Origin of the sequence: Nakamurella endophytica (assembly GCF_014646215.1) — a bacterium.
GTDB lineage: Bacteria > Actinomycetota > Actinomycetes > Mycobacteriales > Nakamurellaceae > Nakamurella > Nakamurella endophytica.
The window spans coordinates 41695-66109 of sequence record NZ_BMNA01000003.1; the positions used below are offsets into that span (position 1 = coordinate 41695).

Genomic DNA, 24415 nt, shown 5'->3' on the forward strand with positions numbered 1-24415 from the left:
CCGGTCGCGGTCCGGGACGGCGGGAGCCGTGCCGGCAGGTCTGTGTGCCGGTTCTGACCCCGCGGGACGGTGACCGGTTCCCCGGGTCACCCGGATGCGCCGGGGGCGGCTCCGTCCGGGTCGGCCGGGGATGCCGGCGTGGTCGCCTCGTTGTGGCGGGGGTCCGTGGCGGTGGTGTCCGACCCCTCGGCCGGTGCGCCGGACGCAGTGACCGGGGCGGATGGGACCGGGGCGGATGGGACCGGGGCGGATGGGACCGGGGCGGATGGGACCGGGGCGGATGGGACCGGGGCGGATGGGACCGGGGCGGATGGGACCGGGGCGGATGGGACCGGGGCGGATGGGACGAGCGACGCCAGGCCGGCCAGCGCCAGACCCGCGGTCCGGGGCGGCACGGGCCGCAGCCCGTCCGGGACCGGCGGGGTCCACGGGGACGGGGTCGGCCCGACCGGCGCGGGCTCGACCGGCACGGGCTCGACCGGCGCTGTGGACGGCGGTCCCTCGCCCGTCACGGCTGCTGACGGCTCCGCTCCCGGGGCCGGCTGTTGCCCGACGGCGGGCGCGGCGACGGGCGGGTACCCGGCCGGGGCGGCCGGTGCCGGGCGCTGCCGGTCGGCGGCCATCCGCTCGAGCAACCCGGGCGGCAGCTGGATGCTGCGCGCCGGGCCCGGCCCGCCGGGCGGACCGGGCGGCGTCCCCGGTCCCGACGCCGGTGACACGGCGGGCCCGGCGGCCGGTCCGACCGGTCCGGCCGGCGGGAGGACCGGTCCCGGCGACACTCCCGGTGCCGCCGGCTGGACCGCGGGTCCGGCGAGCGGGGAGACCGGCGGCGGCGCGCCCGGCACGGCCGGTCCGGCCAGCGGCGCCAGGGCGGCGGCGGCCTGGGTCAAGCCGACCGCCGGCAGCGCGGCCACCCGGCTGCCGCGCATGCGCTGCAGCAGCTGCTCGCCGGACTGCACCAGCGCCAGACCGGCGGTGCGCCGCTCGTCGATCACCCGCAGCCGCCCGGCGCGTTCCGTCGCGTCCAGCTTCAGCGCGCCGTCGACCTCCTTGATCTCGGCGTCGAGCGCGGCGACCTGCCGCGTCAGGGCGTCGTCGAGGGCCAGGGTCAGCTGCTCGTCGGCGTCGACGAACTGCTCGGCGATGCCCTGGTCGATCTGCGCCTTGGCCTCCCCGAGCATCTCCGCGAGCCACTGCTTGAGGTGCTGCTTGTCCGCCATCCGGCGCCGGGACCGCATCAGATACCACGCCGCGGCACCGCCGACGACCAGGGAGATCGGCGTCAGGGCGATGCCGAACGCGGCCGGCAGCGCGGCGAACGGCAGCCCGACGACCAGGTGCGAGAGCGAGAAGCCCATGCTCGCGCCGGTCAACGTCATGATCGACTCGTCGAGGTTGCGGGCCTTCTCCGGCCCGCGGGTGGTCAGCCCCTCGTACGGCTTGGTCGCCAGTTGCGACGCCAGCACCGTCAGCTCCTCCGGGGAGAACAGCTCCGACAGCACCGTCCGGCAGATGCGGTCCATGGCCTCGGCCAGCCGGTGGTGCGCGCGCTGCGTCATCGCCTGGGCGTACGCGTCGATGTGGTACGGCAGCTTCTTGAGCTCGGCCGAGTCCGCGCCGTCGATGGCGCCGCGGAACATGGCGCTGGCCTCGCGGACCTCGCGCGACGTCTCGTGCGTCAGGTCGACGCGGGCGCGCTGGATCTCGGCGCGGAGCATGACCTGCCAGCCGCGGCCGCCGGACTTGCGGCGCCCGAGCAGCTCCTCGCGGCGGGCCCGCAGCACGTCGGCCTGCGCGGCGCCCGCGGTCAGCGCGCGGCGGCTGGCGGCCAGCCGCTCGACGGCGCCGGAGAGCACGGTCACGGTGGTGCGCACGGTGTTGGCCTCGGCCAGCATCGCGGCGGCGGCGCCGACCTCCGCGACGAGCAGCCGGCGCAGCTGCGGCACCCCGGACTGGTCGCGCAGCACGGTGGCCACCGCCGGGTTCGCCTGCGCCTCGGCGGCCTCGGCCAGCCGGGCGGACACCGGGTGGAAGGGCGCGTCGGCGAACCGCGGTGCGTGCCGGGCGAGCAGCTGCCGGTCGGCCTCGACGATCTCCCGCCAGCCGCGGTACGCGTCGGTCTTGGTCACCGCGAAGTGCACGGAGTCGACCCGGTCGGCGACCCGCGCCAGGAAGTCGAGCTCGCCCCGGGTGAACGGCGCGGACGCGTCCACCACGAACAGCAGCGCGGTCGCCGCGGCGGCAGCCTCGGCCGCCAGCTCCGCGTGCGCCGCGACCAGCCCGCCGACGCCCGGGGTGTCGACGACGACCAGCGACCGGGCGAACTCGGAGGGCAGGCCCACCTCGATCCACCGCGGCGGCGGCAGGTCGGCGTCCGGTTCACCGTCGACGGTCGCCCAGGTCCGCAGGTCGGCGGCCGGGAAGGTGACGTCTGCGATGCCGCCGCCGAACCGCGCGACGGTGTAGGGCTCCGGAGCGTGCACGAACACCAGATAGCTGCTGGTGGCGGTGCCCGCCGCCACCGGGGACAGCTCGGGGGCCCCGAGCAGGGCGTTCACCAGCGAGGACTTGCCGCGGTTGGTCTCCCCCACGACGACCATCCGGGGCGGCGTGGTCGGAGCGGTGCGGGCGGCCAGCGTGCCCGCCGTGTCCGGGTCGTCGACCCGCAGCCAGCCCGCGGTGGCCTCGCGCCACTGCTTCACCGCCTGCGGGAGCGGCCCGGTGGCCGGGCGCGGCGGGACGCTGCGGGCGGTCAGCGCGCCGAGCGCGCTCGCGGCCGAGGCCGGGCTGGTCATGGCGTGAAAGTACCGGCCGGCACCCCGTGCGGGCAGCCCGTTCGCCGGTCGGGCCGGCGGCCCTCGACCGTCAGCGCGGCAGGTCGGTGTACCACCGCACCGGCACCGGCTGCCGGGTCAGCGCCAGTCGTGTCCGGGCGGCCGGGGCGGCAGGCCGAGGCCCCCGGCGGGGCCCGACGGCATGTCGCCCTTGAGCTCCTGCCACAGCAGGAAGTACGCGCGGTGCACCACGTGCGCCACCCGGCTCTGGGCGGGTGTCGCGCCGAAGGACGCGAACGAGCGCCACCAGCCGGCCCGGTCCAGCGCTGCCTGCTGCATGTCCTGCGGCGGCGACTGCGGCATCCCGAGCTGGTCCTCGGGCCTGGTGGACGAGCCGAGCCGGACGATCTCCGCCGCCAGGTCCTCCGGCATGTCGACCGCACCGCTGCTGACCAGCGTCAAGGCCTCCAGCAGCCGCAGCTGGTGCGCCTCGGGACGCTGCAGCAGCACCTCGATGGCGTCGTGGATGCGCTGCCGCTCCGCCCAGTCCTGGGAGGCACCGGCCAGCGCGGCCAGCGACGCCAGTGCCGCGGAGGCCTTGATGCCGTCCGCGCGGGACCGGAACACCTCGCCGAGCCGGACGCGCAGCGCGTCCAGCCCGGAGGCGTCGAGCAGCCGGCGCCGCAGTTCGCCGGCGGAGAGCTCCGGCTCCGCACGCAGCAGGTCGACGGCCAGGGCGATGCCGTACAGGTCCAGCAGCTGCAGCAGCCGCACCCGCGTCGCCCGGTCGACCGGGGCGTCCATGGCGGTGAACAGGTCGCCGGCCAGCACCATCGCACCGAACAGGTCCGGGTCGACACCGGCCAGCGACCGGAGCGCCTCGGCGTCCCCGGCGGTGAAGGCACCGGTCTCGGCGGTCTCGGCGAGCAGACCGATCATCGGCAGCACGTCGGCCACCCGTGGGCGCAGCACGTCGGCCTGGGTGGCGGCGAGCAGCTGGGCGGCCCGCCGCGCGGAGCCGCCCGACCCGGCGACGGACTCCGGCGGCACGGTGTCGGCCTTGTTGAGCACGGCCAGGGCGTTGACCGGGCCCGCTTCGCGGGAGGCGGTGGCCGCGGCGAAGGACTCCAGGACCTTGGTGTCGTCGGCCCGGACGCTCTGCGTGAAGACGTAGACGACGGCCTCGGCGCCGGCCACCGCGAACCGCGACACCGGGTCGAGGTCGTCGCCGCCCTCGGCCGACCCCGGTCCGCTCTTGCTCGCCGGGACCGTGGTGCCGGCCGCGCCGGTACCTGCAGCCGCGCCGTCCGACGCGGCCCGCGCCGCGCCACCGCCGAGCAGCGCCTCGGTCCGGGACACCGACGCGGCGTCCATCGACCCCAGCCCGGGGGTGTCGATGACGGTGATGTCCGCCAGCACAGCGCTGGTCAGGAACGCCTCCAGGTGCGACACCGACACCAGGTCCAGCCCGAGGTCCGCGGGGATGCCGCCGTCCGCCGCGAACGGGACGACGGTGCGCCGCCCGTCCGTCCGCACCACCTCGATGCGGTCCACCGTGCCGTACTGGAAGCGGGTCACCAGCCGCGTGCACTCGCCGATGTCCGTCGGCGCCACCCGCCGCCCGATCAGCGCGTTGACCAGCGTCGACTTCCCCGACTTGATCCGCCCGGCCACGGCCAGCTGCAGCGGGGTGTCGAGCCGGTCGAGGACGTCCTGCACCCCGCGGGCGGTGCCGGGCGAGACCTGCGGCAGCAGCGCTGCGCACATCCCGGCGACCGCCTGGGACAGGGGTCCTTGCATGTCGACCGCCCCTCCGCCTCGCGCCGCCCGGCGGCCGGCCCGGCGCGCCCGGCTCATTGTGCCGTGGCGCAGGCCGCAGGACGGCCGGTCGGGCGGAGCCGCGCGGGCCGGGGCGGAGTAGACAGGCGTCCATGGACCCGGTCGATGCGTCCCCCCGACGGGTCCGGTACGTGACCGCGAACTGGCAGGCCGGGGCCGACGGATCGGACGGCCGGTTCAGCTTCCTCGTGGTCACGGACGACGAAGAACGGCACGTCCTGACCGTCAGCGCGGCCGCCGCCACGGCACTCGTCGAGCTGTGCCGCGCCGGTTCCGTGCTGCTGTGGGACGCGCAGGACCGCACGTTGATCGTCGCCAACCTCGTGGGCGAGTGGTTGAGCCCCTCCTGAGCACCTGCCCGGACCGCATCGCTCCCCGGTGCGCGGCCGTCCGCGCGGCGGCGGAGCCGACCCTTCGTTCTTGCCACGGGTCCCGCCGGCCGGTGCCCCGGCGGCATTCGGCACCGGGACCGGCCCGGGTCAGCCGCGGCGGGCCCGGGCGCGGCGCTTGCCCTCGTGCATGGCCTGCACCCGGGCGACCGGGATGGCCCTGCCCTCCTCGACCAGGTCCGCGCGCAGCGGCTGCGGCGCCGGCCGCGCGTCCCGCCAGGGGTCGCCGCCCTCGAGCAGGCCGGGCACCGTGCGGACGGTGAACTCCGCCGGCGTGACCCGGTCCAGCTCGTCCCACGCCACCGGGAACGACACGGGCAGCCCGGGTCGCAGCCGCGGGCTGTAGGCGGCGGCGACGGAGGCGCCGCCGGACCGGGTGGCGTCCACGAACACCTTGCCGGCCCGGTCCTCCAGGAGGTACGCGGTGGTGGCGATCGACGGGTCGAGCCGCTCCGCCCGTGCGGCCAGCGCCCGGGTGGCGGCGGCGACCTCGTCGGGGCCGGCCGACCCGTCGAGCGGCACGAAGACGTGGACGCCCTTGGCGCCACTGGTCTTGGCGGCGCCGGACAGGCCGGAGTCGGCAAGTCCCTGCCGCACCAGGTGGGCGACCGCGACCACGGCCGGCCAGTTCGCGCCGGCGGGCGGGTCGAGGTCCAGCACGAGATCCGTGGCGACGCCGTCAGGGACCCGGAACAGCGTCGGGTGGTACTCGACGGCCCGCTGGTTGGCGAACCACAGCAGGGTCCGCCGGTCCTCGCAGAGCGGGTAGTGCAGCTCCCGGCGAGAGGCCTCCGCCCACACCGTCGTGGTGCGCACCCAGTCCGGCAGGTACCGCGGGGCGTTCTTCTGCATGAAAGGCGGCTGCCCCGGCCGGACCCGGATGACCGACAGCGGCCGTCCCGACAGCACCGGGACGAGTCGGTCGGACATGGCGTCCAGGTAGTCCACCAGGTCGCGCTTGGTCTCCGGTCCCTCGGCGAGCGGGGCGTCGAGATGGGTGAGCTCGACGCCGTCGCGGACCTCGTCGGGGCGGCCGCTCACCGCCCAGCCACCCGCGGGTCCCTGCCGTCGCCTGGCACACCTGTGGGTACCACGGGTGTGGCCCGGGGGCGACCCGGACGGCTTCCGTACCGTGGTCCGCATGGCACAGGGGAGCGGTGCCGCGCGGCGCTGGGCCCTGGTGACCGGTCTGGTCGCGGTCCTGGTCGCGCTGCCCGTGGTCATCGGGGCGTGGCCGGCACCGGACGCGGACCGGTCCGCGGCGGAGCTGCGGGCCGCCGCCCTGTCCAGCACCGACGTCGACTTCTCCGGGTACGCCGAGTCCGCGGGCGGCCTGGCACTCCCGGCCACCGACCAGCTCGGCTCGGTGGCGGACCTGTTCAGCAGCCGCACCCGGATGCGGGTGTGGTGGCGCGGGCCGGCGGACAACCGGGTCGACGTGCTGACGCCGGCCGGCGAGACCGACGTCCACCAGGACACCGACGGCCGCTGGACCTGGGACTTCGAGGCCGACCGGGCGGTGCGGGACGTCTCCGCCGGTGGGCTGGCGCTGCCCGCCGCCGGTGACCTGCTGCCCACCACCCTGGCCCGGCGGCTGCTGTCCGAGGCACGGCCCGCGGAGCTGTCCCGCGCCGGCGCCGACCGGGTCGCCGGCCGCGACGCCCTGGCGCTGCGGGTGGTGCCCGCGGACGCCGCCGCGTCGGTCGCCCGGGTCGACGTCTGGGTCGACGCCGGCAGCGGCCTGCCGCTGCAGGTCCAGGTCTGGGGCAAGGGCGCCGGCCGGCCCGCCGTCGACACCCGGTTCCTGGACGTCGCGCTCGGCGACCCGGGTGCCGCCGTCACCGCGTTCGCCCCGCCCGCCGACGCCCGGGTCCGGGCCGGCAGCGGCGACGACGTGCTGGACGAGGCGGGACGCCGGCTGTCGTCGGTGAGCTTCCCCGGCACGCTCGCCGGGCTGCCGCGCCGGACGGTCGCCGGCGCGCCGCCCGCCGTGGGGCTGTACGGCCGCGGCGTCACCCTGCTCGCGGTGGTGCCGCTGCCCTACGGGGTGGCGGTGGACCTGTCGCGGGCGGCGGCCGCGGACCCGGACGCGGTGCGCGACCAGCTCGGCGTCCGGCTCACCGCGGGCCCGCTCGGCATCCTGCTGGCCGGTGACAGCGGCGTCCCGGCATACCTGCTCACCGGCACCGTGACCACCGACGCGCTGGCGCAGGCGGCGCGCGCGCTGCCCGGGCTGGCCGCGGCATGACCGCCGCCACCGGGGCCACCGTGATCGCCACCCGCGGGCTGACCAAGACCTACGGGCGGGTGCACGCCGTCGACGGCATCGACCTGGACGTGCGGCCCGGCGACGTCTACGGGTTCCTCGGCGCGAACGGCTCCGGCAAGACCACCACCGTGCGGATGCTGCTCGGGCTGGTGCTGCCCACCCGCGGTGAGGTGCACGTGCTGGGTCAGCGCATGCCCCGCGCCGGCCGGCGGGTGCTGCCGCGGGTCGGCGCGCTGATCGAGGGTCCGGCCTTCTACGGCCACCTGTCGGGCCGGGAGAACCTGTCGTTGCTCGACGCCTCCGGTCCGGGCGGCGTGCGGCGCACCCGCCGGTCGCGCGTCGACACGGTGCTGGAGCAGGTGGGCCTGGCCGGCGTCGGCCGCCGGCCGGTGCGGGCCTACTCGCTGGGCATGCGGCAGCGCCTCGGGCTGGCCGGTGCCCTGCTGCGCCGACCCGAACTGCTCGTGCTGGACGAGCCGACGAACGGGCTGGACCCGCAGGGCATCGCCGAGATGCGCGCCCTGCTGCTGGACCTGCACCGCGACGGGACGACGGTGTTCCTGTCCAGCCACCTGCTGGCCGAGGTCGAGCAGATGGCGACCCGGGTCGGCGTGCTCGACCGCGGGCGGTTGGTGCTGCAGGAGCAGCTGTCCGTGCTGACCGCACCCACGGGCGCCACGGTGGTCACCACCCCGCAGCCGGAGCGGGTGACCGCCACCCTGGACGGGCGGGTGCGCGCCGTCGACGGGCAGCGCGTGGTGGTCCGCGGCGACGACCCGGCCGAGGTCAACGCCCGGCTGGTGGCCGCCGGCGTGCCGGTGACCGGGCTGGCCCTGGAGCGGCCGACGCTGGAGGAGGTCGTGCTGGCGGCGGCCGGCACCAGCACCGACCGGGTGGAGGCGCCGTGATCGCCGTGGAGTTGCGCAAGCTGTTCCGCCGCCCGCGGACGTGGGCCACGATCGGCGTGCTCAACGCCCTGCCCATCGTGGTCGCGGTGCTGCTGGCGGTCACCGACCTGGCGCCGCGACCCGGGCAGGGCCCGGCGTTCCTGTCGGCCGTGCTCACCAACGGCGCGCTGTTCCCGCTGGCCGCGCTGGGCATCGTGCTGCCGCTGTTCCTGCCGATCGCCGTCGCGGTCGTTGCGGGGGACTCGGTGGCCGGCGAGGCGCAGGCCGGGACGCTGCGGTACCTGCTCGCCCGGCCGGCCGGGCGGACCCGGCTGCTCGTCGGGAAGCTGGTCGCGGTCCTGGTGTTCGTGCTGGTCACCGTGCTCATCGTGGCGGCGGTCGGGTTCCTGCTCGGGACGACGCTGTTCCAGGCGCAGCCGCTGGCCGGCACCTCGGTGTCCGGCACCACGCTGACCGCCGGCCAGCTGGCCGGCCGCACCGCGCTGGCCATCGGCTACGTCGTCGTGTCGATGTGCGGGGTGGCCGCGTTCGCGCTGTTCTTCTCCACGCTCACCGACTCGCCGCTGGGCGCAACGCTCGGTGCGCTCGCGGTGTTGATCGCCTCGTCGCTGCTGCTGACCCTGGACGCCGCGGCGCCGATCGCGCCGTACCTGCCGACCCGTTACTGGCTGGCCTTCGTCGACCTCTTCCGGGACCCGATCCTGTGGCGGGACGTCAGCCGGGGACTGGGCCTGCAGGGCGTCTACGTCGGCGTGCTGCTCGCCGCGTCCTGGGCGAACTTCGCCACCAAGGACGTCAAGAGCTGAGGTTCCCGCCGGGGGCGCGCGGCGGCTCTGGTGGCGCGTGGTCGGAGGGTGCTGGAGGTCCGGGTCAGGACCGGAGCCGGCGGCAGTCGGCCGGGGTGAGCGCCACCGGCTCCCCCGCGCCGAGCTCGGCCAGCACCATGGCCTGCACCAGCGGGGACCGCGGCAGCCCGCCGTGGTCGACGGACGCGTCCGCGCACACCGACTGCACCGGCAGGTTCACCGCGCCGGCCAGCCGCGCCGAGTCCGGTGGCGTGACCGTGCGGTCCTGGGTGGTCCAGATGGACACCCAGGTGGGTCCGGCCGGGGTCTCGTCGCCGGCGTTCAACCGGCGCAGCAGGTCGCTGTCGCCGGCCAGCTGCCGGCACGCCTCCGGGCAGGGGTCGGCGGCCACGCTGACCGCCAGGTCGGCCAGCTCGGTCCCGTGGTGGGGGCTGCCGAGGGTGACGACGCGGCGGGCGAGCGCGGCGCCGCCGCCGTCGGCGACCCACAGCCGCGCGACGATGCCGCCTGCCGAGTAGCCGACGACGTCCACGCTCGAGGCGCCGGTCCGGCGGATCGCCGCCCTGACCGCGTCGCCGAGCACCGCCGCGGATGCCCGCAGGTCGCCGGTGCCGTCGCCGGGAAGCGACACCACGGTGGCGTCGCGACCGGTGGCGCCGATCCGGTCGGCGAGCTGCTGCAACGAGCCGGTCGACCCGCCGTAGCCCGGCACCAAGAGCACCGGACCCGGCCGCGACTGGTCGGCGACCGCGGCGTGCCGCGGGACCAGCGCGACGACCCCGACCGTCACCAGGGCCGCGACGACCACCCCCAGCACGGCCAGCAGCAGTCGCCGGCGGGCGGGAGCGAGGCCGGCGAACACCCCGTCCACTATCCCGGTGCGCCGGGTCGCGCGGTTCGTCGCGGTTCGTCACGGCCCGGTGCGCCGGGTCACGCGGTTCGTCACGACCCGGTGCGCCGCGTTGCGCGGTTCGATGCGACCCGCTGCGCCGCGCAGGCCGGCGCGTCCGGTGACCGGTCGGCGCCCGACGGGGTCAGCCGCGCGGCTCGAACCGGGCGGACCAGAACCCCATCAGGTCCGCGGCGCCGGTGTAGCCCTGCGCGGAGACCACGCCGACGTACGGCTTCCCGTCGGCGGTCCACGCCAGCACCGAGACGCCCCGACCCGACGACGTCCGCCCCAGCGCCGGCAGTTCCACGGCGGTGACCACCCGACCCGCGGTGCCGCCGTCCTGGTAGCGCTGGTCGCGGTCGGCGTCCGGGTAGGCCTTGTCGACGACGCGCTGGCTCACCGCCCGGTCCACCCAGCCCGCCGCGTCGGCCTCGCGGGCGGTCAGGACGTAGAGCAGCGTCCGGTCGATGATCGGGTCCGCGAAGTCCTCGGGCACGGAGCAGCGCACGGCGCGGTCCACGGCCAGCGTCGGCGTCACCGCGGAGTTGTAGCCCGACGTCACGTCGGCGCAGTCGGCCAGGCGGGCGGCGGAGGCGCCGAGGAACGCCGACTCCCCCGCGGTGAACGGCTGCCCGGCCGGTCCGGACGTCGCGGCGGAGCTGCCCGCACCACCGGGCGAGCCGCCGGATCCCGGGGCGGCGGCCGTACCGCCGGCCGAGGACGCCGCCGTGCCGGACGGTGACCCGGATGCCGACGCACCTGTGGGCACCGTGGACGCCGTGGACGCCGTGGACGCCGAGGACACGGTGGACACCGTGGACGCGGTGGAGGGCGCGGCCCACGGCCGCAACACCAGCAGCACGCCGGCCGCGGCGAGCACGACCACCGCGACCGCGGCGGCCACCCACCGTCCGCGCCGGCCGGCGCGGCCACCCACCGCGCCGGCACCGGCTGCACCGCCCGGGCCGGCGCCGGCACGGCCCGGCACCGGCCCACCGTGCTGCCCGCCCGGCTGCCCGCCGCGACCCACCGGTCCCGGACCGGTCGCCACCGACCCGGGCGCCCATCCCGTCGACGGCGGACCGGCCGCCGGCAGGGGGCCGGTGACGCCACGGCCGGCCGGAGCCAGGTCGGCCGGCGGACGGTCGACGATGGCGACGGTGCGCTGGCCGTCGCGGCGCACCGGAACCAGCAGGGCGCCGAGCGCCACCGCCGTCTCCGGCTGGTCCAGCGCCACCGGCGTGACGCCGGTGCGGGCCTGGATCAGCTGCGCCACGAGCGGGATGCGGGAGGAGCCGCCGACCAGGAAGACGCCGGTCAGCCGATCGGGTGCGACCCCGGCCGCCCGCAGGGTGGCCTGCAGGACGTCGACCGACCGGGACAGCTGCGGGCGGACCAGCGCCTCGAACTCCTGCCGGGTTAGGTGCGCGTCCGTCCACGGTTCGGGCAGTGCGACGTCGGTCTGCGGGTGCCGGGACAGCGCTTCCTTCCCGGCGCGCACCTCCTCGACCACGGCCCTGGCCGCCCGTCGGCCCAGCGGATCGACCGGGTGCAGCAGCGCCTGCCACCGGTCGGCGTCCACGGCCGCGGCGTCCCGACCGACGTGGTCCAGCACGGTCTGGTCCAGGTCGAGCCCGCCCAGGTCGGTCAGGCCACCCTCGGCCAGCACGTGGAACTCGCCGGGCAGCTCGCCCGGCCGGGTCGGCACGTCGCCGGTGCGGCCGACGACCGCAGCGTCGAAGGTGCCGCCGCCGAGGTCGTAGACCGCCACGGTGCCGCCCGGAGGCAGCGCACGGCCGGGCAGCCGGGTGAACTGCGCCGCCGCGGCGACCGGCTCCGGGATCAGCACCAGGTGCGACGACCCCAACCCGGCCGCCCGAGCCGCGGCGACCAGGGTGTTCTGCCGGCTCGCTCCCCACGGCGCCGGGTGCGTCAGCCGCACCTCGTCCGGCGGCAGCCCGCCGAACTGCCGGCGCACCTCCTGCGCCACCGTCCGCAGCACCGCGGCGATCAGCTCGACCACGGGCACGACGCGGTCGCCGAGCAGGACCTCGCCGTCGTCGATCCGGCGCTTGGGGTTGGGCTCGAAGCGGGTCGGATCCCGCCGCGCCTGGCGGAGCGCGTCCCGGCCGGTGTGGACGTCCCCGTCCGCGGCCAGCCACACGCACGAGGGCAGCAGGGGCGACGCGTCGAAGGTGACGGTCCGCGGCGCCTGCCCGTCCACGGCGAGTGCCGCCACCGTGTTGGAGGTGCCGAAGTCGATCGCCAGTACCCGCATGCCCGTCCGTCCCGCCGGTGACCCGGCGCCCTCGGCCCGGCCGCCCATGGTGACACGGCACCGTCACCGCCCGTGGGCGGTCGCGCCGACCGACGACCGCCGTCCGCACCGGACCGCCGCGCGCCGCGTCACAAGCCGGAACCGGGGACGGGGACCGGCGCCGGGACGGGGACGACCGGGCGGCGCCCGGCAGCTGCCCGGTGACCCCCGCACGGCCGGACCCGGCGCTCACCTCCACCACCCCTGTACCGCCGGCACGACCCGGAACAGCAGCACGAGCGCGGGCACGAACGCCACCAGCGCCGCCACCTCCAACCGGTCGCACAGCCACGCCCACCGGGCGCGGCCGACGTCCGAGAGCCTCGGCGCGCCGGCCGCCACGACCACCGCGGTCGCCACCGCCAGACCGGCGAGCGTGGACCCGGCCGGGCCCAGAGGCGAGCCCGGGAACCACCGGGGAAGGGCGACGGCCACGGCGGCGGCGGTGACGGCCGCGACGGCCAGCGCGGGAAGCACGTGACGCGCCCGGCTGAACATCCGGCACCGCAACCCGCAGGCCGCCCCGCCGACCACACCGGCCATCGCCGCCCAGCCTCCACTGCCGCGCGCGACCAGCTGCCACACCGCCACGCCGCCCGTCGCCGCCGCGGCCCACAGCACCCCGGTCGCGACGCCGAGACCGCGCCGGACGGCCGACCGGACGGACCGTCGCAGCACCGGGGCGCCGGATTCGTCGGCGACCAGTAGAGGTAGCACCCCCGCACCGCCGACCGCGAGCTGTCCGGCCAGGCCGACCGAGAGCACCGCCGCCAGCAGGGTGATGCCGGCCGTCCGCTCCGGCGGCATCCCGGCCCGGTCGGCGACGAGCGCCGCCACCGCCTGCACCGCCACGACGGCCGCACCCGCGAGCGCCGGCGGGGACCGGCGGATCGCTGCCACTGCCGCCAGCGCGCCGGCGGCCGCGACGACGACCGGTCCCGCCGCAGGCAACCGGGCGCCGAGACCCACCGCGAGCGCCGCCGCCGCCGGTACCGCCGTGGCACCGGCCACCCAGCCGCCGGCTCCCGGCGTCGCGGCCAGCCGCAGGGCGACCAGCAGCGCGACCGCGGGCGCCCACAGTCGTGCGGGACCGGCACTGCCCAGGCCGACGGCGATCCACCCGAGCAGCAGCCCGGCCGCGAGCACGGCAGCGCCGCAGCGCCGGGCGGCGCCGGACCAGGACGGCGCGATCTCCGCGACCGCCCGGGCGATCCCGTCCTGGACGTCGTCCTCCGCCGCGCCGTCCGTGTCGTCGAGGAAGGGCGGCGCCGGTCCGGTGGCGCCGTCCGTCAGGTGCAGCGTCGCGCCGTCGAGCACGCCGTACTCGTCCAGGCAGCGGCCCGGCGACAACACCCCGTACTCGGGGCCGGCCAGCCGCCAGGCGACCGGACGGTGCGCGGGCGCCACGGACAGCAGCCGCAGCAGCGACGGCATCTGCGTGCCCAACCGGGCGTCGGCGGGCAGCGAGACGTCGACCTGCCGCCCGTCGCCGACGACCGTCACCCTGGTGAACCGCGTCCCCACCCGCACCTCTCCCGTCCTCGGACCGCACCTCACAGAGCCCGCGCCGGCGACCCGAGAAAGGTTGTCCACAAAGAGAAGTGGGTTCCGTTGCGGGATGCCGTCGGGCCGTAGCGTAGGCCGGGCGACGTCCCAGCCGGGGGCGTTGTCCACACAGCCGGCGGGAGGCGGACGTGACCCAGCGGCTGGTGCACCGGCCGGCGCGCGGCCTGCCCGAGGCACCGGCGGACCGGCCGGTGGAGGTGCTGCCGCCGCCCGTCCTCCCGCAGCCCGGCGGCGGGGGCCAGGGCGTCCTGCAGGTGCTCATGCCCGTCCTCGGCGGGGCCGGTTCCCTGGTGGTGGTCGTCGCCAACCGCAGCCCGTTGATGCTGATCGCCGGTGGGGTCCTGCTGGCCGCGACCGTGCTCGGCGCGGTCGTGCTGTACCTGTCGCAGCGGACGGGTGCCGCCCGGCGCTCCGCCGACCTGCGGCGCCGCTACCTGGACTACCTGGACCGGATCCGCGGCGAGCTGGTCACCGCGGTCGCGGCGCAACGCAGGTCCGCGGTCGACCGCCACCCCGACCCGGAGACCCTGCCGCTGCTCGCCGCGGACCCCCGGCGGCTCTGGGAACGCCGTCCCGGCGACCCCGACCACCTCGTCGTCCGGGTCGGGACCGGGACCGCACCGCTGTTCGCCCGGGTGACCACGGCCGCCACGCGGGACCCGGTGGCCGAGCCGGACCCGGTGACCGGCGCGGCGCTGCGCCGTCTCGTCGACCGCTCCCGCCTGGTCCCCGGCATGCCGGTCTGCCTGCCGCTGGCCGGGCGGGTCAGCCTGATCGGTCCGCCGGAGCCGCTGCGGGCGACCGTGACCGCCGCGCTCGCCCAGCTGGTCACCACCCACGGACCGCACGAGGTGCGGCTGGTCACCTGCGTGCCGCGCCGCGCGGCCGGCTGGCTCGACTGGCTCAAATGGCTGCCGCACCAGCTGTCCGAGTCCCGGACGGACGGCGCCGCCCCGGCCCGGCTGGCCACCGAGCATCCGGACGACCTGGCCGTCCTGCTCGGGCCGGAGCTGCGCCGCCGCGCCGCCGCCGTCGCGCGGTCGGGCGGCGGACGCCCGGCGGATCCGGCCGCTCTCGGCCCCGCCCTGGTCGTCCTGCTGGACGGCACGGCGGGCCCCGCGCCGGACCCGTTCGCCGAGTTCCCGGCCGCCCGTTCACCCGCGGATCTCGGCGTGCATGTCCTGACGCTGGTGCACCGCCGGGAGGACGAGCCGGGCCGGGTCGACGTCCGGCTGTCGGTGGCCGGCGACGCTGTCCGCGTCGAGGACCTGCGGCGGGCGGCCGATCCGGACCTGGCGGACGTCCGCCGCCGGGCGGCGGGCGCCACCGCCGGGACGCCGGACCGGGTGCCGGGCTGGGCGGTCCAGGCGCTGCGCGCGGAGCTGTCCGCGGTCCGGCTGTCCACCGGCCCGGCGCCGGCCGCCGGGTCGGGACCGACCCCGACCCGGCCGACCCCTGTTGCCGACCTGCTGGACCTGGCCGACCCCGGCACGCTGGATCCCCGCGCCGGGTGGTCCGGCCCCCGTGACCCGGCGGACCTGCTGCGGGTGCCGATCGGGCGCGGCCCGGCCGGCGAGCGGATCGTGCTGGACCTCAAGGAACCGGCGCAGGGCGGCATGGGTCCGCACGGCCTGTGCGTGGGCGCCACCGGGTCCGGCAAGTCGGAACTGCTGCGCACGCTGGTGCTCTCGCTGGCGTGTGCGCACCCGCCGGAGCTGTTGTCCACCGTGCTCGTCGACTACAAGGGCGGTGCGACCTTCGCCGGGCTGGAGGCGCTCCCGCACTGCGCCGCGATGATCTCCAACCTGTCCGCGGACGCCGGGCTGGTGGACCGGATGCACGACGCCCTGTTCGGCGAGATCACTCGGCGGCAACGGGTTCTGGCCGACGCCGGCAACCTGCCGCACCGCACGGAGTACCAGCGGCGCCGGGACCGGGGCGACCCGGCGTGCGCGGCGCCGCTGCCCGCGCTGCTGGTGGTCGTCGACGAGTTCGGCGAGCTGCTCACCGCCAGGCCCGACTTCATCGAGCTGTTCCTGGCGATCGGCCGCGTCGGCCGGTCGATCGGCGTCCACCTGCTGCTCGCCAGCCAGCGCCTGGAAGAGGGCCGGCTGCGCGGGCTGGAGTCGTTCCTGTCGTACCGGCTGGGCCTGCGCACCTTCAACGCCGCGGAGTCGCGGACGGTGCTCGGCGTGCCGGACGCCTACGAGCTGCCGCCCGAGCCGGGCACGGGCTATCTGAAGGTCGACACCACAGTGTTCCAGCGCTTCCGGTCGGGTTACGTCTCGGCTCGGTACCGGCCGCCGGCCGAGGTGCGTCCCGCCGCGGACACGCCACCGGTGGCGATGCCCTACCCCTACTTCAACGACACCGCCGGATACCTGGCCGCGCTGTGCGGGTCGGCGACACCCCGGCCGGTGGACCTGCCGCCGGTGGACGACCCTGCCCCGACGGTGCTCGACGTGGTGGTGCGCCGGCTCGCGGAGGCCGCCGGCCGGGTGCCGCAGATCTGGTTGCCACCGCTGCCCGCCGCGCTGCCGCTGGACGCCGTCGTCGGCGCACCCGCGCGACAACCCGGGTACGGGTTGCGGCTCGCCGGGTCGCTGCCCCGCCCCGAGACCCACTGCACGGCCGGGGTCAGCGACACGGCCGGGGTCAGCGACACGGCCGGGGTCAGCGACATGCCCGGGGTCAGCGACACGACCACCGCCACCGCGCCGCGGACGGGTCGGCTGCGGGTGGCGCTGGGACTGGTCGACCGGCCCGCGGAGCAGCGGCAGGAACCGCTGGTGCTCGACCTGGCAGCGTCGGCCGGGCACCTGGCCGTGCTCGGCGCGCCGCAGACCGGGAAGTCGACGGCGCTGCGCACCCTGGTGCTGTCGGCCGCGCTGTCGCACCGGCCCGGCGAGGTCGCCTTCTACTGCCTGGACCTGGGCGGTGGCGGGCTGCGACTGCTGGCCGGACTGCCGCACGTGGCCGGTGTCGCACCGCGGACCGACCCGGAGCGGGTGCGCCGCACGGTCGCCGAGGTGACGACCGCGCTCGCCCGGCGCGAGTCCTTGTTCGCGCAGCACGGGATCGAGTCGGTGGACGACCTGCGCCACCGCTGGCGCAGCGGCCGGCTGCCCGACCTGCCGGTCGCCGACCTGGTGCTGGTGGTCGACGACCATCCGGTGCTGCGCGCCGACTTCGAGGACCTCGTCGAGCCGGTGCAGGAGCTGGCCGCGCGGGGCGCCGGCTACGGGATCCACGTCGTCGTCGCCGCGGGTCGCTGGTCCGATCTGCGGATGCAGCTGCAGGCGGCGATCGGCACCCGGATCGAGTTCCGGTTGAACGACCCGGGCGACTCGGTCGTCGACCGGAGGTCCGCCGCCGCTGTCCGACCCGGTACGCCCGGCCGGTGCGTGATCGCCGGCGGCCTGCAGGCCCAGGTGGCCCTGCCCGTGGTCGCCGGCGGCCCGCCGGGCGAGGCGACCGGGCCGCGGGACACCGCCGCCCTGGTCGCGGCGGTCGCCGACGCCTGGACCGGTCCGCCCGTCCCGCCCGTCCGGCTGGTCCCGACAGTGGTCGACCTCGCCGAGCTGGCCGGCCGGCCCGATGTCCCGGACGGCCTCGTGCTGGGTGTGGACGCCACCGACCTGAGCCCGGTGCTGCTGGACCCGACCGGCGCCGATCGGCACCTGCTGGTGGTCGGGGACGCCGAGGCCGGCAAGACCTCGTTCCTGCGGCTGCTGGTCCACGAGGTCACCCGGAGGTGGTCCGACCAGGAGGCCGTCCTCGCCGTGGTCGACGTGCGCCGGACGCTGCTGGACGCGGTGCCCGAGGCCTACCTCGGCGCCTACGCCGGCACGGTGCAGGCGGCAGCCGGGATGGCGCTCGGTCTGGCCGACGAGCTCCGCCGGCGCCTACCACCGGACGACGTCCCCGCCGCGGTGCTGCGCGCCCGGTCGTGGTGGAGCGGTCCCGACATCTACGTGCTCGTCGACGACCTCGACCTGCTGGGGTCCGGGGGGCCGGGTCCGCTGGCGCCGCTCATCGAGTTCCTGCCCCAGTCGCGGGATCTCGGCCTGCACCTGGTGGTGTGCCGGCGCTCGGGAGGCGTCGGCCGGGCCCTCTACGAACCGCTGCTGCAGCGCCTGCGCGACGTTGGCGCCACGGCCGTGCTGCTGTCCGGGGACCGCCAGGAGGGGCCGATCCACCCCGGTGTCCACCTGTCGCCGCAGCCGGCCGGCCGCGGGCTGCTGGCCCGCCGCGGGCGCCCTCCGCAGCCGGTGCAGCTCGCCTACCCGGGCGCCGCCGACAGCACCGCGCCCTAGCCCCGCGAGGCCGCCGCTCGGGCGCGGACCTCCCGGTCTCCGGCGAGCAGGAGGTAGGCGCTCGCGGTCCAGGTGTAGGCGCGGTCCCGCAGCCCCGCGCCGCTGACGGCGTCGAAGTTCTCCGCGAAGCCGGACCTCTCGCACAGCCGCAGGAACCGGTCGGCGACCTCGTCGGCCAGCTCGGCGTACCCGGCGCGCCGCAGGCCGTCCTCGAGCAGCACGGTGGACGGCGCCCAGACCGGTCCGCGCCAGTAGCCGTCCGGCAGGTACCGGGCGGACCCGACCGGCTCGGTCGCCAGGCCCCAGTCGGTGAGATGGGCGGGCAGTCGAGCGACCAGCCGGCCGGCGATGTGCGCCGGCAGCCGCTCCCCCAGCACCAGGGGCAGGAGGTTGAGCAGGCTGTCGGCGTGGGACAGCGCTCCGGTCGTCGCGTCCTTGGCCGCGAAACGGTCGCCGTCCCACAGCTGTTCGACGAGCGCCTGCAACATCCCGTCGGCCAGCCCGGTCCACTCCTCGCTGTCCGCGACGAGCCCGAGCTCGGCGGCGAGTCCGGCCAGCACCTCCAGCTGCAGCACCAGGAACGCGGCCAGATCGGCGGTCTCGACCACTCTGGCGGCGTCGAAGACCGTGGCGTTGTCCCAGCCGCTGTCGTTGCCGTGCTGGTAGTGCGCGAGGGCGTGGCCCGGCGCCCGCCGGCGGTCGAGCCAGAACCGGGTCCAGCGGGAGAGCCGCCGGTACACCTCGTGCAGGGTGTCCGCGGTGAGGTCGCCGGGCAGCCGCCGGCGCAGATCCCGCAGCGCCCATCCATGCACGGGTGGTTTGACGAAGTTGTGGAGCACCTCGGAGTGGGTCACCGAGTCCGGCAGCGCACCGCCGGGCTCCTGGTGGTCGAAGGGCGTGAGGAACTGGCCCAGCGCCAGCTCGGGACGCGCGCCGGCCAGGGCCAGCGCGTTGAAGCAGTGGTCCCAGCTCCAGACCTTGTCCATCCAGTGCTTGGACATCAGGACCGCGGGTCGGCGCAGGAAGCCGGCGCTGTCGACGGTCGCGGACCACACCACGTAGGCCGCGAGGGCGGCGGCCGGTGTGCGGTCGCTGCGCCACGGGGCCACGTCGTCGAGGAACCGCGAGAACTCGCCGCCGATCCGGTGCCGGACCTCGTCGAAGCTGCTCGCGGGTACGTACGGCTCCCGCGACGTGGCGAACTCCTCGATCGCGATCTCCCAGTCACCGGATCCGTCCGGCGCGACGACCGCTCGGCGGTCCGCGCTGCCCAGGGCCTGGTCACCCGACACGTGTGTCCGCCCGGCCACGGTCGTGATCCGGTACCGGTGTCCGGTCTCGTACGACGTGTGCACCAGCGACCCGTCGACGGGGTCGACGAACGAGTAGGAGCCGCTGAACGGAGTGAGCGTCGACGTGGCCGCATCCAGGTGCAGGCTCGCGCCGCGCCCACGGATCCGGATCGTGTCGACCGCTTCGAAGGCGGCCTCGATGCGGACCCCGTCCGCCCGCCAGGTCAGGGACTCCGGCGTCGCGACGATCTCCGTGTCGACGCGGCGGCCGTCGAGGTGGGGGCTCAGCGCCAGCACCGGGTGCAGCCCGATCCGGTGACTGACCAGGTGGACGTCCCGTTCCGTGCGGTGTTCCGCCACCACCGGGGACAGGCAGAGCCAGGAGCCGGAGAGGGAGAAGGGCGTCTCGAGGATCGAGTAGGTGACGGTGTCGGTCACGGTTGCCTGGCCTTCCGCTCGGCGCGTCCGATCGGGAGCCGAGGGCGGCGTGGTCGTCCCCGGTACCTCGATGGTGACCACCGTGCCGCAGGCCGTCCCGGCGGGGGGAGGCGCCGACGTGCGGGTGCGTCCGGCGGACAGCGGCAGGCCGAGGACCCCGGCCGGTTCCGACCCGTCCGTCCGGCGCAGGACCGCCTCGCTCCACGCCTGGGACCGGGCGCGTCGTCGGGCGGACGCCCGACCGGCCGGCGACCGCCGCCCACTCAGTGCACCGACAGCGCTCCCCGGACCTGCGCCCGCATGTCCCGCACCGACGTGGTCGTGGACTCCAGCGCCCGCGTCACGGCTCCGAGGATCTCCTGCACGGTCCCGGCCGCCCGGTCCCAGCGGGCCTGGACGGCCGCGTAGGTCTCCTGCTCGTCGCCGTCCCACTGGGAGCGGACTCCGGCGACGAAACCGCCGAGGTCGGCCAGGGAGACCTCGAGGCCACGGACGACGCCGGCCAGGTCGGTGCCGGCGGCCTCGGCCGTCGCCTCGTTGTACGAGAAAACGCTCATCGTGGATCTCCTCGGTCTGCTCGGGTGGGTCGGGTGGGCGGCCGGCGCCGGGTGGAGCGGCCGGCGACCGGCGCGGCCGGACGGCGCGCGATCGCCGGACCGCAGCGGATCAGGAGCGGAACCGCGCGCCGTCCCAGTCCGAGGCGCCGTGCACCGCGGCCAGTGCGGCGGTCTGCTGGGACTCGTAGCGGTCGTAGAGCCCTCCGGCGTCGCGGACGCAGGACCGGATGGCACCGAGCGCCCGGTTGAGGTCCGCGACCGCGGCGTTCCACGCCTCGGTGAGCCGGCTCCAGCTCGCGTAGGACGAGCCGCGCCACTCGGCCGGCAGCGGTTCGACGGCGGCCAGGAACGCGGCGGCCTGTGCGTTCATCGACGCCTCCGCCGTCTCCAGATGGGTCGCGTGCCGGTTGACGGCGTCGTCGCGGACCGCGAACTTCGGACCCATGGCCAGCCCCTCTCGCTCGGGTGCCCCTCCGGCGGCCGGCTGGCGCCGCGCAGGTCACCGGCGAACCGTAGGAGCCGCGGGTGCGCCCGGGTCGGGGTTGTCCACAGCGCCGGCAGGTGCCGTCGGGGGCGGTCCCGGGAGGACTCGGGCCACGTCGCGCACGCCGGGGTCGGGCCCGCTCGTCGCGAGGGCACCTGACAAGGTGGGGCGGTGGCACCACAGGTCGCCGTCTTCGACGTGCTCGGCACGGTCCTCGACGAACGCAGCGGATTCCGAGCCGCACTCACCGCGGTCGACGCCCGGCTCGACGACCCGGACGGTCTCGTCGACCGCTGGCTCGACCGGATCAGCGCGCGCGTGGCGGCGATCGCCGCCGGCACGGCCGGCTGGCGTCCGTGGGAGGACCTGATCGACGAGGGGCTGGCCGAGGTGGCACCCGAGGTCCACCGGCACCACGGTCGCGAGCTGGCGACCGTCGGTCGGCGCCTGCCCGCGTGGCCGGACAGCGCCCGCGGCATCGCCGCGCTGCGGGGGACGTGCCGGGTGGTCGCCCTGTCCAACGCCGGGCTGCTGCCGCTCGTCGACTGCTCCAGGGCGGCGGGCATCACCTGGGATGCGGTGCTGTCGGCCGGCATGGTCCGCTCCACGAAGCCGGACCCGCAGGTCTACGGCTTCCTGCTGGACCAGCTCGGTCTCGATCCCGCGGAGGTCGTCATGGTCGCCGCGCACCCGTGGGACCTGCGGGCCGCCGCCGAGCAGGGTCTGCGGACCGCCTACGTCCGGCGTCCCGACGGGGAGCCGGACGGCCGGGACGACTGGGACTGGTCCGTCGGCGACCTGGTCGAGCTGTCGACGGCCCTGCGCGACTGACCGCACCGCCGGCCCCGGGGTCACCGACCGCACCGGCTTACCGGCAGGCACCGGCAGGCCGGGCGCCGCGTCAGGACCCCGACGCGCCCGCCCGCTGCAGCAGGGTCGCCACCACCACCAGCCCGTCGACGACCGAGCCCCGCCCCATCCGGTCGATCCGGCCGTCCCGCAGCGCTGCCGCCCGGCGCAGCACCGTGGCCGACGGATCCGTCCGGCCGCGCCGGAGCGACGGCCCGGCCCGGTCCACCAGCACCACGGACACCTCCCGGTTCGCCAGGGGCGCGGGACCGCGTGCGATCCGGTCCCGCACGGCCGCCACCCGGTGGCCCGCGTCCGCACCTGCTCCGGCGACCACCACGACGTGCTCCACCACGGCCAGGACGCCGGCGAACAGATCGGGGTCGCTGGCCACCGACGGCGTGTCCACCAGCACCAGGTCGGTGCGCTGCTCCAACCGGACGAGCGCGGCCCGCAGCGCCGTGGCGGTGACGGGGCCGTCCGCCGGCCCGACGCCGAGCACGGGCACCGCGGCACCCGGGGTGCGGGCCGCCCGCACGGCGGCCCGGGACACCGGCCCGCCGGGTTCGCCGGGTTCCGGCAGCAACCGGGCCAGCCCCGCCCGCTGCGGGTCGCCGCCGAGCAACTCCGTCACCGACGGCCGCGGCCCGCCCGCTGCCACCGCGTCGAGCACCGTCACCGACAGGTCGGTGAACGCCGTGGCCGCCACCGCCGCGACGGCGACGACGGTGCTGCGTCCTTCCCCTGGCTCGAGCCCGACGACGGCGACGCTGCGCACGGCCTGCCCACGGGTGGCCGCCGACTGGGCCGCCCGGAAGCGGGACACCTGCCCACCCAGCCCGGGCGCGAACACGGCGCCGAGCATCCGCGCCAACGGCCGCACGGGTACCTCCGTCGTCTCGCCTGCCGGACCGGGGACCGATCGTGCCGCACACCGACCGCGCCGGTCGCCGCCTGTGGACAACTCCGTCGTCCCCGCTCCCGGTCCTCCTACCGTCGGCAGCGACCGGCGGCGGCCGCGGCGCCGCCGGTCCACCGCTCCGCACGGCCCAGGAGGCGACATGGGATCCCCGTTCGCGCAGTACCCGCCCGACGGTCTGCAGTCCGTCGGCATCGGGTTGACCGCCGTCGCCGACGAAGTCCGCTCCGGCCTGCACGGCGCAGGCGAGGTGACCGGACTGGCGGCCGACCAGCACCGCATCCGCGTGGCGGTGGAGCGGTTCCGGGACGAGTGGGAGGCGAGCGTGCGCCGGCTCGGCGAGAGCATCGGCGACTTCGGCGTGGTCAGCGGCCGGATCGGTCGGCTGGCCGCCGAGACCGACGGGGCGCTGGCCGCCGCTCTGGCCCCGGGGACGCCCGCGATCCGGCCCGGAGGTCCGGTGTGACCGGCCTTGCCGCGGTCTCCCGGCCGGAGACCGGACCGCGGGAGACCGGACCGCCGACCGTCCGGCTGCGGGTGCCCGACGACTGGCCGCGGTTGGACACCTCGCCGACGACGTGGCGGCGCAGCGCCGAGGCGCTGGTCGACCGGCTGCTCGGTGCCGGACGGCTGCCGGCCGCGGACCGCCGCTCCGCGGTGTCGGCCCTCGACCACCTGGTCGCCCGGTGCCAGCGGGCCGGTGCGGTGCTCAGCCTGCTGACGGTGCAGCGGCTGGCCGGCGGGGACGTCGCCACGGCGGGGCTGCACGTCGCCGTCGCCGGCGGCGACCGGCCCGCGACACTCACGCGTGTCCACCGGCTGCTGCCGCGCACCGGCACCCGATGCGACGTCGCCGCCGTGGCCGGGCCGGCCGTGCTGCACACCGACCGCACCACGGCCGTCGCCCCGGACACCGGCCGGCGCACGGGGCTCACCACGCTGCAGCTGTTCGTCCCGCTGCCCGGCACGGCCTGGACCGTCGTCGTCGCGTCCGCCGTCGGCCACGCCGCGCTGACCGACACGGTGACCGACGTCGTGCTGTCCGTGGGCCGCAGCGTGACGGTCGACCCGGCCGGCGACGGGACCGATGCAGGCCTTCCGCCGACAGGGGCGGGCCGACCGCCGGGACGGAACGGGCCGCGGCCGACACGGGCCGATCCACCGGGTACCCGCCGCGGGTTCGGCACCGTCGTGCTCGGCGTCGACCCCGCCCGCCCCGGAGCGGGGGCCTCGTGACCAGGCCGACGAGCGGCGGCGTCGGGACCAGGCCGACGAGCGGCGCCCTCGGGACCGGACCGACGAGCGGCGCCCTCGGGACCGGACCGACGGGCGGCGGCGTGGCGACCGGACCGACGGGCGGCGGCGTGGCGACCGGGCCGCAGGGCGGCGGAGCAGGCATACCGCCGCGGCCGGCAGCCGTGCTGCAGGCCCATGCCGTGCGGTCCGCGACGGCACGATCGCTGCTGCTGCACGGCCACGACCGCAGACCACGCGAGGCGCACCGACCCCTGTCAGCGCTGCTGGCCGGCACGGCGCTGGCGGCGGTGATCGTGGCAGCGGCGGTGATCAGCAGCCGGGTCTCGATGCTGCTCGGCCGCTGATACGGCGCCGGACCGACCGGGCGACCCGGGGCGAGGAGCCATCGGGGGGATCCGGGCGGGTCCGAGTACTCGCGTCGCCGCGGTGGCCGCGGGTGGCCGGGGTAGCGGTGGCTGGGTGGCCAGGACCGCACCGGGGCCGGCCGCCGCGCCGAGCGCCCGGACATCGCACCGCGCCGCCCGGGACGTCGATGCGACGACC

19 protein-coding genes are annotated in these 24415 nt (G+C 77.1%); 9 read left to right on the plus strand and 10 right to left on the minus strand.

Going from position 1 to position 24415, the window contains the following annotated elements; genetic code table 11:
- Nucleotides 1-86 precede the first annotated feature (86 nt).
- Entirely contained in the window at nt 87-2795 is a 2709-nt protein-coding gene (locus IEY37_RS07350) for a dynamin family protein (protein ID WP_188940921.1), read from the minus strand.
- A gap of 117 nt (nt 2796-2912) precedes the next feature.
- Nucleotides 2913-4574 (minus strand): dynamin family protein, encoded by a 1662-nt coding sequence (locus tag IEY37_RS07355; RefSeq protein ID WP_188940922.1) that lies wholly within the window; start codon nt 4572-4574, stop codon nt 2913-2915.
- Nucleotides 4575-4705: 131 nt separating this feature from the next.
- Here IEY37_RS07355 and IEY37_RS07360 point away from each other — a divergent pair, with 131 nt between their 5' ends.
- Nucleotides 4706-4963, plus strand: a complete 258-nt coding sequence (locus IEY37_RS07360) for a hypothetical protein (RefSeq protein WP_188940923.1) — start codon at nt 4706-4708, stop codon at nt 4961-4963.
- Between the two features lie 129 nt (nt 4964-5092).
- Here the strand turns inward: IEY37_RS07360 and IEY37_RS07365 are convergent, their stop codons facing one another.
- Nucleotides 5093-6043: a DNA polymerase domain-containing protein gene (locus IEY37_RS07365; RefSeq protein ID WP_188940924.1), complete on the minus strand. Its 951-nt coding sequence runs from the start codon at nt 6041-6043 to the stop codon at nt 5093-5095.
- Between the two features lie 100 nt (nt 6044-6143).
- Between IEY37_RS07365 and IEY37_RS07370 the strand changes: the two genes are divergently transcribed.
- Genes IEY37_RS07370 through IEY37_RS07380 form a run of 3 tightly spaced genes read left to right on the plus strand, consistent with a single transcriptional unit; the run spans nt 6144 to nt 8985 of the window.
- On the plus strand, nt 6144-7250 hold the full coding sequence (locus IEY37_RS07370) for a sigma-E factor regulatory protein RseB domain-containing protein (RefSeq protein WP_229674120.1): 1107 nt from the start codon (nt 6144-6146) through the stop codon (nt 7248-7250).
- Nucleotides 7247-8179: an ABC transporter ATP-binding protein gene (locus IEY37_RS07375; RefSeq protein ID WP_229674122.1), complete on the plus strand. Its 933-nt coding sequence runs from the start codon at nt 7247-7249 to the stop codon at nt 8177-8179. The genes IEY37_RS07370 and IEY37_RS07375 overlap by 4 nt, the downstream gene beginning before the upstream one ends.
- On the plus strand, nt 8176-8985 hold the full coding sequence (locus tag IEY37_RS07380; protein ID WP_188940925.1) for an ABC transporter permease: 810 nt from the start codon (nt 8176-8178) through the stop codon (nt 8983-8985). The genes IEY37_RS07375 and IEY37_RS07380 overlap by 4 nt, the downstream gene beginning before the upstream one ends.
- Before the next feature lie 64 nt (nt 8986-9049).
- Here the strand turns inward: IEY37_RS07380 and IEY37_RS07385 are convergent, their stop codons facing one another.
- The 3 genes from IEY37_RS07385 to IEY37_RS22525 all read right to left on the minus strand — a co-directional run bounded on the left by IEY37_RS07385 (nt 9050) and on the right by IEY37_RS22525 (nt 13724).
- Nucleotides 9050-9847 (minus strand): lipase family alpha/beta hydrolase, encoded by a 798-nt coding sequence (locus IEY37_RS07385; protein ID WP_188940926.1) that lies wholly within the window; start codon nt 9845-9847, stop codon nt 9050-9052.
- 172 nt (nt 9848-10019) lie between these two features.
- Entirely contained in the window at nt 10020-12203 is a 2184-nt protein-coding gene (locus tag IEY37_RS07390; protein WP_188940927.1) for an Hsp70 family protein, read from the minus strand.
- 180 nt (nt 12204-12383) lie between these two features.
- Complete coding sequence (locus IEY37_RS22525; RefSeq protein ID WP_188940928.1) at nt 12384-13724, minus strand: EsaB/YukD family protein; 1341 nt, start codon at nt 13722-13724, stop codon at nt 12384-12386.
- Between the two features lie 164 nt (nt 13725-13888).
- Here IEY37_RS22525 and eccCb point away from each other — a divergent pair, with 164 nt between their 5' ends.
- Nucleotides 13889-18076 carry a type VII secretion protein EccCb gene (gene eccCb / locus IEY37_RS07400; RefSeq protein WP_188940929.1) on the plus strand — a complete coding sequence of 1396 codons (4188 nt, stop codon included), beginning with the start codon at nt 13889-13891 and terminating at the stop codon, nt 18074-18076.
- On the opposite strand, the gene IEY37_RS07405 is transcribed toward eccCb, so the two are convergent.
- The 3 genes from IEY37_RS07405 to IEY37_RS07415 form a co-directional block, all read right to left on the minus strand.
- Complete coding sequence (locus tag IEY37_RS07405) at nt 18073-19806, minus strand: amylo-alpha-1,6-glucosidase (RefSeq protein ID WP_188940930.1); 1734 nt, start codon at nt 19804-19806, stop codon at nt 18073-18075. The genes eccCb and IEY37_RS07405 overlap by 4 nt on opposite strands.
- 263 nt (nt 19807-20069) lie before the next feature.
- Nucleotides 20070-20363: a WXG100 family type VII secretion target gene (locus tag IEY37_RS07410; RefSeq protein WP_188940931.1), complete on the minus strand. Its 294-nt coding sequence runs from the start codon at nt 20361-20363 to the stop codon at nt 20070-20072.
- 109 nt (nt 20364-20472) lie between these two features.
- The gene (locus tag IEY37_RS07415) at nt 20473-20808 is read right to left on the minus strand and encodes a WXG100 family type VII secretion target (protein ID WP_188940932.1); all 336 of its coding nucleotides are present in this window, start codon (nt 20806-20808) and stop codon (nt 20473-20475) included.
- A 210-nt stretch (nt 20809-21018) separates the two neighbouring features.
- Here IEY37_RS07415 and IEY37_RS07420 point away from each other — a divergent pair, with 210 nt between their 5' ends.
- Nucleotides 21019-21678, plus strand: a complete 660-nt coding sequence (locus tag IEY37_RS07420) for a haloacid dehalogenase type II (protein WP_188940933.1) — start codon at nt 21019-21021, stop codon at nt 21676-21678.
- A gap of 70 nt (nt 21679-21748) precedes the next feature.
- On the opposite strand, the gene IEY37_RS07425 is transcribed toward IEY37_RS07420, so the two are convergent.
- Nucleotides 21749-22579: a P-loop NTPase family protein gene (locus IEY37_RS07425; RefSeq protein WP_188940934.1), complete on the minus strand. Its 831-nt coding sequence runs from the start codon at nt 22577-22579 to the stop codon at nt 21749-21751.
- A gap of 178 nt (nt 22580-22757) precedes the next feature.
- Here IEY37_RS07425 and IEY37_RS07430 point away from each other — a divergent pair, with 178 nt between their 5' ends.
- The 3 genes from IEY37_RS07430 (at nt 22758) to IEY37_RS07440 (ending at nt 24216) form a co-directional block, all read left to right on the plus strand.
- The gene (locus IEY37_RS07430; protein ID WP_188940935.1) at nt 22758-23081 is read left to right on the plus strand and encodes a hypothetical protein; all 324 of its coding nucleotides are present in this window, start codon (nt 22758-22760) and stop codon (nt 23079-23081) included.
- Nucleotides 23078-23851 carry a hypothetical protein gene (locus IEY37_RS07435; RefSeq protein WP_188940936.1) on the plus strand — a complete coding sequence of 258 codons (774 nt, stop codon included), beginning with the start codon at nt 23078-23080 and terminating at the stop codon, nt 23849-23851. The genes IEY37_RS07430 and IEY37_RS07435 overlap by 4 nt, the downstream gene beginning before the upstream one ends.
- Nucleotides 23852-24033: 182 nt before the next feature.
- Nucleotides 24034-24216, plus strand: a complete 183-nt coding sequence (locus tag IEY37_RS07440; protein ID WP_188940937.1) for a hypothetical protein — start codon at nt 24034-24036, stop codon at nt 24214-24216.
- Nucleotides 24217-24415: the final 199 nt, after the last annotated feature.

What these genes read in the sequence shown, in the direction of transcription:
- IEY37_RS07350 (WP_188940921.1), bottom strand. Translation starts at nt 2,795, where the DNA reads ATGACCAGCCCGGCCTCGGCCGCGAGCGCGCTCGGCGCGCTGACCGCC.
- IEY37_RS07355 (WP_188940922.1), bottom strand. Translation starts at nt 4,574, where the DNA reads ATGCAAGGACCCCTGTCCCAGGCGGTCGCCGGGATGTGCGCAGCGCTG.
- IEY37_RS07360 (WP_188940923.1), top strand. Translation starts at nt 4,706, where the DNA reads ATGGACCCGGTCGATGCGTCCCCCCGACGGGTCCGGTACGTGACCGCG.
- IEY37_RS07370 (WP_229674120.1), top strand. Translation starts at nt 6,144, where the DNA reads ATGGCACAGGGGAGCGGTGCCGCGCGGCGCTGGGCCCTGGTGACCGGT.
- IEY37_RS07375 (WP_229674122.1), top strand. Translation starts at nt 7,247, where the DNA reads ATGACCGCCGCCACCGGGGCCACCGTGATCGCCACCCGCGGGCTGACC.
- IEY37_RS07390 (WP_188940927.1), bottom strand. Translation starts at nt 12,203, where the DNA reads ATGGGCGGCCGGGCCGAGGGCGCCGGGTCACCGGCGGGACGGACGGGC.
- IEY37_RS07410 (WP_188940931.1), bottom strand. Translation starts at nt 20,363, where the DNA reads ATGAGCGTTTTCTCGTACAACGAGGCGACGGCCGAGGCCGCCGGCACC.
- IEY37_RS07415 (WP_188940932.1), bottom strand. Translation starts at nt 20,808, where the DNA reads ATGGGTCCGAAGTTCGCGGTCCGCGACGACGCCGTCAACCGGCACGCG.
- IEY37_RS07430 (WP_188940935.1), top strand. Translation starts at nt 22,758, where the DNA reads ATGGGATCCCCGTTCGCGCAGTACCCGCCCGACGGTCTGCAGTCCGTC.